9 protein-coding genes and 4 pseudogenes are annotated in these 13,159 nt (G+C 63.3%); 5 read left to right on the forward strand and 8 right to left on the reverse strand.

Annotation, left to right across the window (positions count from 1 at the left end):
- Positions 1–580: 580 nt before the first annotated feature.
- The 4 genes and pseudogenes from AC1Q6V_RS32050 to AC1Q6V_RS32065 all read left to right on the forward strand — a co-directional run bounded on the left by AC1Q6V_RS32050 (position 581) and on the right by AC1Q6V_RS32065 (position 2,447).
- A pseudogene (locus tag AC1Q6V_RS32050) lies at positions 581–1,008 on the forward strand (Hsp20/alpha crystallin family protein).
- A 15-nt stretch (positions 1,009–1,023) separates the two neighbouring features.
- Positions 1,024–1,407, forward strand: a pseudogene (locus AC1Q6V_RS32055) (Hsp20/alpha crystallin family protein).
- A gap of 326 nt (positions 1,408–1,733) precedes the next feature.
- Positions 1,734–2,099, forward strand: a complete 366-nt coding sequence (locus AC1Q6V_RS32060; protein WP_116322088.1) for a hypothetical protein — start codon at positions 1,734–1,736, stop codon at positions 2,097–2,099.
- 27 nt (positions 2,100–2,126) lie between these two features.
- Positions 2,127–2,447: a sigma factor-like helix-turn-helix DNA-binding protein gene (locus tag AC1Q6V_RS32065; RefSeq protein WP_147316276.1), complete on the forward strand. Its 321-nt coding sequence runs from the start codon at positions 2,127–2,129 to the stop codon at positions 2,445–2,447.
- 287 nt (positions 2,448–2,734) lie between these two features.
- Here AC1Q6V_RS32065 and AC1Q6V_RS32070 read toward each other — a convergent pair whose 3' ends face one another.
- From AC1Q6V_RS32070 to AC1Q6V_RS32105, 8 genes and pseudogenes are all read right to left on the reverse strand, one after another.
- Positions 2,735–5,920, reverse strand: a complete 3,186-nt coding sequence (locus tag AC1Q6V_RS32070; protein WP_492344761.1) for an efflux RND transporter permease subunit — start codon at positions 5,918–5,920, stop codon at positions 2,735–2,737.
- Positions 5,921–5,928: 8 nt separating this feature from the next.
- A complete protein-coding gene (locus AC1Q6V_RS32075; RefSeq protein WP_492344760.1) occupies positions 5,929–7,404 on the reverse strand; it encodes an efflux RND transporter periplasmic adaptor subunit in 1,476 nt (491 codons plus the stop codon).
- Complete coding sequence (locus AC1Q6V_RS32080) at positions 7,401–8,723, reverse strand: TolC family protein (protein WP_492344759.1); 1,323 nt, start codon at positions 8,721–8,723, stop codon at positions 7,401–7,403. The genes AC1Q6V_RS32075 and AC1Q6V_RS32080 overlap by 4 nt, the downstream gene beginning before the upstream one ends.
- A 97-nt stretch (positions 8,724–8,820) precedes the next feature.
- Entirely contained in the window at positions 8,821–9,156 is a 336-nt protein-coding gene (locus tag AC1Q6V_RS32085) for a hypothetical protein (RefSeq protein ID WP_492344758.1), read from the reverse strand.
- A 158-nt stretch (positions 9,157–9,314) separates the two neighbouring features.
- Positions 9,315–10,654: pseudogene (locus tag AC1Q6V_RS32090) on the reverse strand (MFS transporter).
- A gap of 279 nt (positions 10,655–10,933) precedes the next feature.
- Positions 10,934–11,893 (reverse strand): CDF family Co(II)/Ni(II) efflux transporter DmeF, encoded by a 960-nt coding sequence (dmeF, locus tag AC1Q6V_RS32095; RefSeq protein ID WP_492344757.1) that lies wholly within the window; start codon positions 11,891–11,893, stop codon positions 10,934–10,936.
- Between the two features lie 62 nt (positions 11,894–11,955).
- Positions 11,956–12,228, reverse strand: coding sequence for a metal/formaldehyde-sensitive transcriptional repressor (locus AC1Q6V_RS32100; RefSeq protein ID WP_116322109.1), 273 nt, complete (start codon positions 12,226–12,228; stop codon positions 11,956–11,958).
- Between the two features lie 285 nt (positions 12,229–12,513).
- Positions 12,514–12,765: a hypothetical protein gene (locus AC1Q6V_RS32105; RefSeq protein ID WP_376790697.1), complete on the reverse strand. Its 252-nt coding sequence runs from the start codon at positions 12,763–12,765 to the stop codon at positions 12,514–12,516.
- Positions 12,766–12,787: 22 nt separating this feature from the next.
- Here AC1Q6V_RS32105 and AC1Q6V_RS32110 point away from each other — a divergent pair.
- Positions 12,788–13,133 (forward strand): annotated as a pseudogene (locus tag AC1Q6V_RS32110) (3-deoxy-D-manno-octulosonic acid transferase); the annotation flags it as partial.
- Between the last annotated feature and the right edge of the window lie 26 nt (positions 13,134–13,159).

The raw sequence follows: 13,159 nt of genomic DNA on the forward strand, positions 1-13,159 counted from the left end.
GCCGCCCAGCGCCGCTTTGCGCTTCTGATGGCCCAGTCGCGGATGTCGTGGACGGACTGCCCCAGCAGGTCAAAAGCGGCGAGGGAGCAGGGCACCCGCCACGATACCTAGCCAGCGCGTCGCCAGTGAGATTCTGCGCGGTAGCGCGAGCCGGTCGACGCTCTCACCTAAGGTGAGCAGCATGTTCGGGGCAGGCCGTTGACGCAATGAGCAACGAGTCTTGCCGAAGGTTAGCATCGGGTTCCCTGGCATGGCTCTCGACGCTGTTCCCACTAGGCCTGGGGGCGCCATGGATGCGCCTCATACGGCATAAAAATGGAGAGCGGAGCACCGCCGGAGGTGGCACGCCTAGCGAGCATGCCCAAACCTGCGCAGGCCAGGAAGCCACAGCCGGCATCCTTCGTGAAAAATCCGCAGGTCTCCCCCTTGAAATTTGGCTGCGCGCTTACTATTTTATTTTCGCTCAGGCAGTCGCGACGTTGCGCGCTGCGTGTTTCTGTTTGTTTGCCAGCAGCTTGGCAGGCGGGTGGGAGCGCGTATGCCCCTTCGCCTCCTTGCTGTGTCTAAGGAGGATACGACCATGAGTGATCTCTTCTTTGGAACCGACCTCTTCAGCGAACTCGACCGCATGCAAAGGCAGATGGCGAGTTTATTCGGCGGTTTCCCATCCGGCATCCGCTCCGGCCGCTTTGGGGCATTTCCGCCCGTCAATATCGGCACCACGGACGACTCCATCCAGATTGTCGCGTTTGCACCGGGCATCAAGCAGGACAAGTTTGAGGTGTCGATCGACAAGGGCTTGCTGACCATCAGTGGCGAGCGTGAAGCGGCGCATCCGGAGGTTCGGCCGTATGCGCAAGAGCGATTCGTCGGCACGTTCCGGCGCGTGTCGAACTGCCGCAGAGCGCCGACCCGGACAAAGTCCAGGCGCGCTATGTCAACGGCTGCCTGTCTATCAGTGTTGGCAAACGGGAAGCCTCAAAGCCTCGGGCGATCACGGTCCAATAATGCCAGGAGAATGCCATGAACGAGACTACCCAAGTGGTTGACCGCGACCAGAACGCGGTGGCAAACAGCCAGGAGGAAAGGTCAACGCCGACAATGACCCTGCTCCCCGCGGTCGACATTGTCGAGGACAGCAGTGGTGTCACCCTGTGGGCTGACCTTCCGGGTGTGACCAAGGACAAGCTCGAGGTCAATGTCCACGACGGCAACCTCCATATCGAGGCGGAAGCGGTCGTGCCCACACCTCCCGGGCTGCGGGTGCGACACGCGGAAATTCGCCAGCCGCACTTCGCACGCGCTTTCTCGCTGAGTTCCGACCTTTAGGCGTCGAAGATCGAGGCGGACCTGCAGGACGGCGTGCTCAAGCTGACGATCCCGCGCCGCCGCCAGGCGGCCACTTGAGCACGTGTAGGGTCATCATGAGAACGACGATCCATTACCGGACATTCCCGAGCGTTCCAATTCCGACTGGAAGGCCTGATCGGGTAAGCTCGTGACTCGCTACCTCCAGCGGCATTTGTCCCATTTTCCCTCGGAACTCCCCGTTGCGGGCGACCCTGGAACGAAGTAGCCACCACCGTCTCTATCGAGCTAGGCTTAGGCTGGGATTGCCGGGCACCATACTCGCCTCCGACTGCCAGGCGCCCGAACTTCGCAAAGCCCTCGAGCAGTCCTTCGCAGAACTGGAGCAGTGCGAGCCACCTCGTGCATTTTCGCCAAGAGGACGAGTGGCGCGCTCGTTACTGTCCGATCTCAAGCGCTTCGTGCAGCGTGAGCTCGCGTATTTACAGACGAGCGGCGATCTCCTGCCGGGGGATCTCGAAGTTGACGAGGTCATCGACGAGTCGCTGGCCCGCGCCTTCGAAAACGTGACGCGGCTCCCGCGCCGGCTCGCGCGGCTCCCCTGGCTCTACCAGATCGCGATCACCCTGTCAGCCGAGGAAGTGACGCGTCGACAGGCCGAAGAGGGCCGAGGGATTTCCCTGGAAGGCAGGCTTCGCTTCCAGCTATGGGAGACCCAGGAAGCCGATGACGAGATCCTGTTCGAGTATTGGCAGCCCGACGAGGTTCTGCGGCTTGAGGACGTAATGTAGGTGCGAGGCAGCATCCCCGAGGAGGAGGTGAGTGCCAAGGAGATGCGCCGGGTCGCGACGGCCCTCATTGCGGAGATGCCAACGTCCTGGCGCCGGGCCCTGGAGTTCTGTCGTGTAGAAGGCTTGTCCAAAGCCGCTGCCGCGCAGGTGCTCGGCGCCAGCGAGCAGGAGATCGAGAACTGGCTCGTGCAAGTCGATACCTTTCTCCAGGCCAAGCTTACCGTACTGCGGCTAACGACCAACGGGCTGGACATAGCCATAACCGACAATGTCCTCGGGGAGCCGCCACCGGCGCGCCAGCCGACCCGGGACTTTGACGCGGTGACCGGGCGCGGAGCGCCGACGTAAGGATTGAGTTGGAAGTCAGCGGTTGTCCCGAGTTGAACCCCGCGCCCCCGGTCTGCGGCACGCCATGGCCATCCAGCCGTCCAGGCGCGTGGCCTATGGGGCAACGTATCGATCTTCACGGATCATTCGTCGCAGTTGCAGTAATCGCGGTAAAGACGGCGGAATCGGGTACCAAACCGTAAAAAAGTCGATGCAGTGACGCCCGCTTCCAGATTGTGAAAGATCGAGCCTAACTGCCTTGCGGGGAAAGTTTCGCCCCTTGTGCGATGAGTACTTCAGAAAGTGGCCTAGGAAGGCGTACGCCCAAGTTGCCGATCTTCGCTTCCCGTGGGTATCGGTTGTTTCGCGCTTCGGCTATACGCCCAGCGGTACAAGAGCGGCAACACCAGCAAGGTCAGCAGCGTGGACGAGACGATACCCCCGATCACGACCGTGGCCAGCGGCCGTTGCACCTCGGCGCCAGCGCCGGTTGCGATGGCCATTGGAATGAAACCGAGCGATGCCACCAGCGCTGTGCAGAGCACGGGGCGCAGGCGCAGCAGAGCACCATCGCGCACGGCTTCTGGAACGGGTCGTCCCTCCTCGCGCAACTGGCGGATGAACGAGACCATCACCAGGCCATTCAGCACCGCCACTCCGGACAGTGCAATGAAGCCGACGCCTGCGGAAATCGAGAACGGGATATCGCGCAGCCAGAGTGCAATGACGCCACCGGTCAGGGCAAACGGCACGCCGGTAAAGACCAGCAGCCCGTCCTTGACGCTCGCGAACATCCCATACAGCAGCAGCAGGATCAGGCCAAGCGCAACGGGTACCACGATCTTGAGCCGGTTCGAGGCGGATTGCAGCTGCTCATACTGCCCGCCCCAGACGGACCAATAGCCAGCCGGCAGCTTAACTTCGCTGGCCATGCGCGACTGCGCATCCTGCACGAACGAGCCAAGATCGCGTCCACGGACGTTGGCGGTGACCACGACGCGCCGTTTGCCGTTTTCGCGACTCAGCTGATTGGGACCCTGCGTGACTTCAAGCGTCGCAACATCGCCGAGCGTGATGAAGTTGATAGCCGCATTGCTGCCGTTGCCGCCGTTGCCGATCGGGATGGGCAACATGCGGAGCCGCTCCGGATCGGTACGGACATGCTCCTGCAGGCGTACTACGATATCGAAGCGGCGATCCCCTTCGAACAGCGTGCCGCTGGTCTGGCCGCCGATTGCCGCATTGACGATGCGCTGTGCGCTGGCCTGAGAAATACCATAGCGCGCCAGCTTCTGGCGGTCGAAGGTGATCGACAGCATCGGCAGGCCCGTCAATTGTTCCGCCTTGACGTCTGCGGCGCCCGGGATCGACTTCAGGACCGCCTCGGTCCGTTTGCCAAGACTTTCCAGCGTTTCCATGTCGTCGCCAAACACCTTGAATGCCACGTCGGCACGGACGCCGGACAACAATTCGTTGAAGCGCATCTGGATTGGCTGCGTGAACTCATAGTTGTTGCCAGGGATGCGCTTGACCGCGGCCTCCATTTCGGCCACCAGCACCTCCTTGCGTTTGCCTGGGTCCGGCCACTCCGACTGGGGCTTCATGATGACGAAGTTGTCGGCCACGCTCGGCGGCACCGGGTCGGTGGCGATCTCCGCCGTACCGATCTTGGCAAAGACCCGGTCCACTTCGGGGAAGGCCTTGATGCGTTTCTCCAGCGCCGTCTGCATCTGAATCGCCTGCGACAGGCTAGTGCCCGGGATGCGCAAGGCGTGCAGCGCGATGTCGCCTTCGTTCAGGCTCGGGATAAACTCCGAGCCCATCCGCGTGGCCAGTGCGCCGCTGATTACCAGCATCAGGCCGGCGATCGTCAAGGCCATGACTGGCCGCTTCAGGGCACGGTCCAACTGGCGCGCGTAGAAGTTGCGAACCGCCGCGTACGCCTTGCTCTCCCCCTCGCGGATCGCGCCCGCCATGGTCATGGCGACCGCGGCGGGCACGAAGACCATCGACAGGATGATGGCCCCGGCCAGGGCGAGCACGACCGTGATCGCCATCGGGTGGAACATTTTTCCTTCGACCCCGGACAGCGCGAAGATCGGCAGGTAGACGACCATGATGATAAGTTGGCCGTACAGAATGGCCTTGCGGGCTTCCCGCGACGCTTCATAGACCACGGAGAACCGCTCCTCGCGTGTCAGCGGGCGGCCCAGCGCGCGTTGGCGCTCCGCCAGGTGGCGTATGCAGTTTTCGACGATGACGATGGCACCGTCGATGATGATGCCGAAATCAAGCGCCCCAAGGCTCATCAGGTTTGCGCTGATGTTGTTGTTGGCCATGCCCGTCACCGTGAACAACATCGACAGGGGGATAACCAGTGCCGTGATGATGGCCGCGCGCATATTGCCAAGCAGCACGAAGAGCACGGCGATGACCAGCGCCGCGCCTTCGAGCAGGTTCTTGCTGACGGTGTTGATGGTCCGGTCCACCAGCGTCGTGCGATCGTAGACCGGTTCTGCGACAATGCCGGCCGGAAGGCTGCCGTTGATCTCTTCAAGCTTTTTCGCCGCGGCCGACGCGACGGTACGGCTATTCTCGCCGATCAGCATGAAGACCGTGCCCAGCACCACTTCCTGCCCATTCTCGGTGGCCGCGCCATTGCGCAGTTCCTGCCCCAGATGCACCGTGGCGACATCCCCAACGCGGATCGGCGTGCCGCCGCGCGTGTCGACCACGATTGCAGCCAGTTCATCGAGGCCGGCTACTTGGCCGGGCGAGCGCACAAGATACTGTTCACCCTGGCGCTCGATGTAGCCGGCACCGACGTTCGCGTTGTTTTCGGCGAGCGCCTTGGAAACGTCGGCGAGTGTCAGTCCGACGCCAGCCAGCCTGGTGAGGTCCGGCGTCACGTGGAATTGCTTGACGAAGCCGCCGACCGAGTTGACTTCCGTTACGCCCTTGACGGTGCGCAACTGCGGGCGGATGACCCAGTCCTGGACTTCGCGCAAGTCGGTGGGCGTGTAGACTGAGCCGTCCTCCTTGCGCGCGCCGGGCTTGGCCTTAACCGTGTACATGAAGATCTCGCCAAGGCCGGTAGCGATCGGACCCATTGTGGGTGTGACGTTGCCCGGCAGGCGCTCGCGTGCCGCGGTGATCCGTTCGTTGACAAGCTGCCGTGCGAAGTAAATGTCGGTGCCATCCTTGAAGGTGACCGTCACCTGCGACAGGCCGTAGCGGGACACCGAGCGTGTCGACTCCAGCCTGGGTAGGCCCGCCATCACTGTTTCGATCGGAAAAGTAATGCGCTGTTCGACCTCGAGCGGCGAATAGCCCTCGGCAGTCGTGTTGATTTGGACCTGGACATTGGTGATGTCGGGCACGGCGTCAATGGGCAGTTTCAGCAAGCTATGTACGCCGATGCCGACTAGGGCCAGCACGCCGAGCATCACGAACCAGCGACGCCGGATCGAAAACTTCAGGAGATTGTCTAACATGATGTGCCTTAGTGGTCGTGCGTCGCACCGGCCTTGCCGAGCTCTGCCTTGACGGTGAAGCTGTTGCCAGCGGCGTATTTCTCACCGGCCCTCAGGCCTTCCAGGACCTCGACCATCGTGTCGTCGCTGCGGCCGAGCTCCAGCGGGCGGGCTTCGAAGTACTTGCCATAGCGGCCAAACACAACCTTCCAGTCCCGGACGGTCTGGATCGCGCTCTTGTTCACGGCCACGGCAACTTCCTGCTCCTCAGTGGTAAGCGTGGCGTTCACCACGGTACCCGGCCGCCAGGCTCGCTTGGGATTCGGTAGGACCACGCGCGCCGTGGCGGTGCGCGTCTGCTCGCCGGCCAGCGGACTGACCATTTCCACCTTGCCCTCGGCCTCGAGGGCGCCATCGGTCGATTTCACGACAACCGCTTGGCCGGGACGAACGATAGCCATGTCCTTCGGATACACGGGCAGCTCGACCCAGACGGTTTCGGTATCGGCAACCGACATCAGCACTGAGCCGGCATCGACGGCCTGACCTGGCGCGACCGACTTTGCCGTGACGACGCCATCAATGGGCGCGCGCAGTTCGACGCGCGCAATGTTGCCGCTGCCGCCGGCCGTCACGCGCATGGCCTCCAGGCTACGTGCGGCCGCGTTTGCCGCGATCTGCGCTTCCCGGTAGGCCTGCCGTGCAGCCAGCACGTCTTGCTCTGGCGAGATGCGTTCGGCGAACAGCTTTTCTTCTCGCTCGACAGTCTTGCGGTACAGCTCTGCCTTGTCCCGTGCCACCGCCAGCGTGCTGCGCAGCTGGCCCACCTCGGGACTCTCCATGACCGCAAGCAAGTCGCCGTGCCGCACGCGCGATCCCTCTCCAACGGCGATGGACACCACCGTGCCCTTGAACTGCTGCAAGACGGGCACAAAGCGATCGGCGTTGGGCTTAACGGTGCCAGGAAGTTCCAACACCGAACGGATGCGCGCCGGAGCGGCGGCGAGGATGTCCACGCCGGCTTCCTTCAGTTGCGCATCGTCCATCTCGACGCGGGCCTCCACCTGCGAATACTTCCAAGAGGCGGCCTTCCCTTTGTAGTTGGCCGTCACGTTCACATCGAACGAGTGCGGTTCCACGATGGTCTTGTCGCCGCGCAGGTAATCGCGCTCCACGCGGAAGGCAATCGGCTCGGCCGGCCGGCCAAGCCGCTTCAGCGTGATGCCGAGCTGGGCAGCGCCAGGCGTCAGCGCCTTGCCGTCCTCATAGAGAAAGAGGCGGAAATGCGGTGGCACGCCTTGCTCGAAAATGGTCACTTCAACCTGGAACTTGCCGTCTGCAAGCAGGCGCCCCCCATGCGGGCCCCGTACTGCGTCCTCCGCGGCGGAGGGATCTGCAATGGCCGAAACGCCGGTCCCAGTGTCGCGGTGAGCAAGCTGGTAGCCGGCAGCGGCGCCAAGCAGGAGCGTGACGACGGCAAGAATGATGGCGGATCTCGTTTTCATTGTGCATTCAACTGGTGGCTGGCCGGCGTCGCGGCGAGTTCAAGCAAAGCGTTCTTCAGTCGCTCATAACGCGCAGCGGCGGCGCTGTACAGCGCTTCGTTGCGGAAGTAATTGCGCTGGGCGTCAAGGGCGTCTAGGTATGAGAATTTCCCCAGCTCGTACCCTTTGGTCACGGCACGGACGGCCTCGCGAGAGGCGGGCAGCACCTGCTCGCGCATTGACTGCAGCTCCTGTGCGGCCACGCCCGCGCCGTCGAGGAGTTCCAATGCCCGGAGCTGCAACTCGTTGCGCGTGGCGTCTGCCTCGAGCCTGGCGCGGTCGAGCTGCTGGGTGGCTTCGTAGATATTGCCCTGATTGCGGTCCAAGAGCGGCAGGGGAATGCCGACCGAGACCATCAGCGTGTTCTGCGCGGCCAGGCCAGTGCTTGGAGGCTGGTGAATACGCTTGACGCCCGCCGCGAGTGTAATGTCGCCAAACCGCCGCGCCCGCTCGAGGTCCAGCCGCGCTTCCTGCTCCCGAATCGCCTGCTGCCGCGCCATGTATTCCGGGCGGTGCGGCAATCGCTGCAGAAGCACTTGCCGGTTAGGAAGTATCGCCGGCTCGCCGAATGGACCGCTAAGCAGCGAGAAATCCGGCGCCTCGGCGCGTCCCCACAGACTGGCAAGACGCCGGCGAGCCACTACGGTGCGCTGTGCCGCATCCTGCAATTCGATCAGGGCAAGGCTGGCTTCCGCTCCGACCTTTTCCCGTTCGATCGGCGAAACCTTGCCCGCCTCGACCCGACGCGCCACAGCACCGCGGAAGTCATTGAAGACGTCTAGCTTCTGCTGTGCCAGGCGCTCGAACGCTTCTGCCTCCTGCAAGCCGACAAAGGCATTGGCCACAGCGGTGCGCAATTCGACACGCTGTGCCGCGAGGGTGGCCTCGGTGCGGTCGCGTCCTGCCTCGGCGACGGCGGTTCGTGCGCGGCGTTTGCCGCTGATATCGAGCAGCTGGATCAGGCGGATCGCCTCGGTCCGGCTCTCGCTACGTAGTTGGTCCCCCTCGAGTAGCAGTTCGGGGTTGGCAAGGGCGCCGGCTTGGCGCACGGTGCCGTCCCAGGCAAGCCGATCCTTTCCGGCCGCGAGCAGCGATGGATTTGCCAAGAGCGCGCGCGCCTGAGCGGCCTGCAGTGTGAGGGTGGTCTGTGCGGATGCCAGGCTGGTGGGCGCTGCAGCGCTGCCCGCCTGCTGCTGGGCAAGGGCGAGCGGTGCAAGCGCAAGGCCTAGCGCGGCCAACGCAGTCGCACGCAGCCCGCGAGGACATGGGAATGCAATCATGTTCAGATTCAGGAACGATGGAGACGCGCCACCTCCCGGCTCGGCCAGGTGTGGCGAAGGCAGTGCGGGCGGAGTTGCGCCCGACGCTCGACGGTCGTCAGGCGCGAGGGGGCTTGAATGGCTGGCCGTCCGGGTGGTCGGTCAGCAAGTGGCAGACGTCGGGCAGCGGGCGACTGCGCGCAAGTAGCGGGATGGGAATGGTAAGGCTCGAGGCGAGCGTGGCCGGCAGCTGCGCGAAGGCGTGCAGCGCACCGTGCGGAATACCAGAATCGTCGTTATGCTCCGGTTCGGCGACGGCCATGATGAGCTCTTCTGCCGCATGACCGCCATCCATCCCGGCAGCCTCCAGCGCGTGCTCCATTTCGTGATGCAGCCATTGGTGCGACGCGGCCAGGCTCGCGCCGCAGTTCAAGATGAACAGCAGCGAGACCATACGGACCACGAATCGCGAAAGGAGGCGTTGCACGATGGGAGTTTTGGCGGCTGGATCAGGCTCGGTAGTCAGCGGTCAGGATGCTTCTGAGATGCTGGCCGCTATTCTGTGCAAACGATCCGCAACTGGCAATCATGGGAAGCATCCGGACGGTGATTTTAGTGATTATCTGGCCACTTTGGATGAAGGTCATCGATGGTGAAGGGGTGTCGATGGCTGTGAGGGCCCGTGCGCTCGCCTTCGTCCAGGTGTTCCTCGAACGCCTCTTCCTCGGGGTGGCTGTGCGTGAGGACATCGTGATCCTCGGCGGGCCACGATCGCCAAGCGAGGAGCACGCCAAGCGCTGTCAGGGCGGCCAGCACGGCAAAGGTCGGCGCCATGCCTAGGGTAGCGCCAAGCTGGCCAGCCAGTGGATAGGTGACCAGCCAGCAGGCGTGGGACAAGGAAAACTGGGCGGCGAAGACCGCGGGACGGTCGACGGGGCCTGCCGAGCGCCGTAGCAACCGGCCGCTGGGCGTCAGCGTCATCGAATAGCCGATGCCGATCGCGGACCAAGTCACGAGGAGCGCTGGCCATTCAGCTGGCGCCTTCAGCCCGGCGACTGCGAAGCCGGCGAACAGGCCAATCGCCATGATCGACGCGCCGGCCAGCATGACGGGGCGGTCAGGCCGCTTGTCAAGATACTCGGGCAGCAGCAGCGCCACCAGCATCGAGCCGCCTCCGAACGCTGCCAGCGCAAACGGCACGTCGGTGCTCGGCCGCTGCATCTTGCTCTGCACGTAGACGACCGTATTCACGATCACCATCGAACTGGCTGCCGCCGCGGCAAGATTGAGCGCGAGCAGGCCGCGCAGCCTTGGCGTGCGCAGGTAGATCGAGATGCCGTGAAACGTCTTGGCATAGAGGCTCCCGGTTCGCTCAACAGCCCAGGGTTGTGGCAGACGCACCGATACACCAGCGCAGCCGACGCCAGAAGGCCGACCACGGTGCCGGCAAACAGCCAGTGGAAGCCGATCACCGTCAACAGTGCCGCGGCCAGTGCCGGGCTGGCCAGGCTCTCCAGGTCGTAGGCCATCCGCGACAACGACAGCGCCCTGGTGTAGTCCTTCTCATCGGGCAGCACGTCGGGAATGGTCGCCTGGAAGGTAGGCGTGAACGCTGCCGAGGCGGATTGAAGCAAGAAGATGAGGATATAGATCTGCCAGGTTTCGGTCACGAAGGGCAGCGATAGGGCGACGCCGGCGCGGATCAGGTCCATCGACACCAGGAACGCCCGCCGCGGCAGTCGATTCGCAAAGGCGCCAACCACTGGCGCGATGCCAACATAGGCCATCATCTTGATCGCCAGGGCCGTACCCAGGACGCTTCCGGCGTTCGCACCAGCCAGGTCATAGGCGAGCAGTCCCAGGGCGACCGTCGCGAGGCCCGTGCCGAGGAGCGCAATGACCTGGGCCAGGAACAGGTGCCGATAGATGCGGTTGGTCAAAACATCCAGCATGGCCGCGATCCCTACAGATCCTTGCTGAGGGTGTTGAACTCGTGCAATGCCTCCTCTGCCTTACGGGTGCCGCTGGGAATTGCGTCGTCGAGACCATGATCGCTATGGTCATGGACAGGCGTCCTCGCGGCGTTCGCCACGGCAGCTTCCACGGCTAGCACGTTGCTACGACCTCGATGGCCTGCGAGACGACCTGCTGCGCTTACGCGGCATGGCGCCCACTGGGGTTTCGCGGCGAAAGAGAGAGGGCGGCAAGTACTCAAGCCAGGTGCCGCCCGGCTATGCCCCACAGTGGTGGATCTCGACCGTAACATGGACGACTTCGTCATGAATTTGGATGGCTTTCTTGACCCTTGTCGGGGTAAGCGTCGCATCGTGGCTCACGAGGCTTACGATACAGGAGAACTTCTCCTTGCCAACGCGCCATACATGAAGATCAACCATGCGGGCTCCTTTTTCACCGTCTTTGAAGGTGTCGAGCACCTCGCGGATCTCGTCCACGACTGAGTGGTCCATTTCGCGATCGAGCAGGACCACCGCAGTGCTTTTGAGCAACCGCAGCGCCCACGACCCGACCAGCGCTGCACCGACGATGCCCATGATCGGATCCAGCCAGCCCCAGCCTAGCCACCACCCGCCTGCCAGCGCTAACAGTGCCAGAACCGAAGTCGCAGCATCTGCAAGCACGTGCAGATATGCTGACCGCAGATTGAGGTCGTGCTGATGATCCTCGCGATGACGGTGGTGCCGGTGTTCATCATGCTCGCCTCCATGCCCATGATCGTGCCTGCCGCCGAGAATCAGCGCGCAGCCGAGGTTGACCAGCAGGCCAAATACGGTGACGGCCATTGCTTCCTTGTAGTGGATGGCCTGGGGCGAGAAAATCCGCTCGAAGGAGCCAAATACCATCAGTGCCGCAATGCCGAGCAAGAATACAGCGCTCGCGAAGCCGGCTAGGACCTCGATCTTCCATGCGCCGAATGCGAAGCGCTGGTCCTTCGCATAGGTGCGGGCCGCCGCATAGGCGAATGCCGTCAGACCAATGGCGAAGGCATGCGAGCTCATGTGCCAGCCGTCTGCGAGCAGCGCCATCGAATTAAACCAGAGTCCTGCCGCGATCTCCATCACCATCGTGATGGCGGTGAGGATCATTACCAGCCGCGTTTTGCGCTCGGCCACCTCGTTTCCGTCATCAAAGACATGGGTGTGGGTCCATCTGGAGAGGTCGGTTGCATGCATGCTATTTGCTATCGAGGAGGTGGCAAGGCAAGGATCATTCGTGGGGCCGCGAACTGGGACTGCTATTTGAAGTATGTTTTGACGATCTCGATGAGCTCTTCCTTCGCGTCACGATGACCTTCGTGCTCGCTGGCCTCGGCTAGGTGAGTGCGAATGTGGTCTTCGAGCACGACGGCAAGCAACCCGTTCATCGCACCTCGACAACTGACGATTTGCTGAAGGACCTCGACGCAGCCCTGCTCATCCTCGAGTGAGCGCTCGATTGCGTCGACTTGCCCGCGAATGCGCCGGACACGGTTAAGCAGTTTCTGTTTCTCTCGGACGGTATGACTCATGGCCTCACAAGTATAGTATAGGGGGGTATAGTACCACGGCCTGCATAATGGGACATGTGGAATCGCCGGCGCCATGGCGAAGACGCCAGAACCGGGCGCAGAGAGGGGGCATGCCAAGACATGGGCTGCAGCGTCGCGACGACCTCCTGGGCCATCTCCTCGAGCGAGCCTGCGCCGGCCACGGTTCCCAGCGCCCGCTATGGCTGCTAAAGGCGGCGTCATAACGATTGCGGCCGAATTCGATCAGCCGAGCCACCACGATCGGTTCGTCGTCCAGACGTTCAATCAACAGGTAACGGCCGTAGACTGATTATCTGCTCGTGGCCAGGCAGGCTGCGCAATTGCCGCTTCCAGCGCACTGCGACGCTCGACCGTAAAGCCCGTGCGTGCCGCGATCGCAGCCACTTCATCGAAGCGCCGTGGATGACGCGGGATCAGCAGCATCGCCGGACGCGACGCTCCGGCGGCGAGCGATTGCCAGCGCGAGAAGGCGTCGAGCAGCAACGGCTCCTCGCCTTCAAGCGTGCTGGCCAGCACGGATCTCGACAACGTGCAGGCGCCGCTGGCGGCGGATATCGTGCTGGGCGATTCGCCGGGCGCGATGGCGATGTACTTTGCCGCGTCGGATCTCGTCTTTATCGGCGGCAGCCTGTTGCCGCTGGGCGGGTACCTGATCGAGGCCAGCGCGCTCGGCACGCCCATTCTGATCGGTCCGACACATACAATTTCGCGCAGCCGACGCAAGATGCCGTTGCCGCGGGGGCCTGTTTGCGCGTGAGCAATGCCGATCAGCTGGTGGGTACTGCAGCGGGCGTGCTGGCGATCCGGCGCGGCGGTCGGACATACGTGCGCATGCGCAGGCCTTTGCCGGCTTGCATCGCGGCGCCACCGTACGCACGCTTGCTGGCCCCCGTGCTCGAGAACCGGACCG

This window comes from Cupriavidus sp. GW823-FHT07B10 (genome assembly GCF_058794355.1).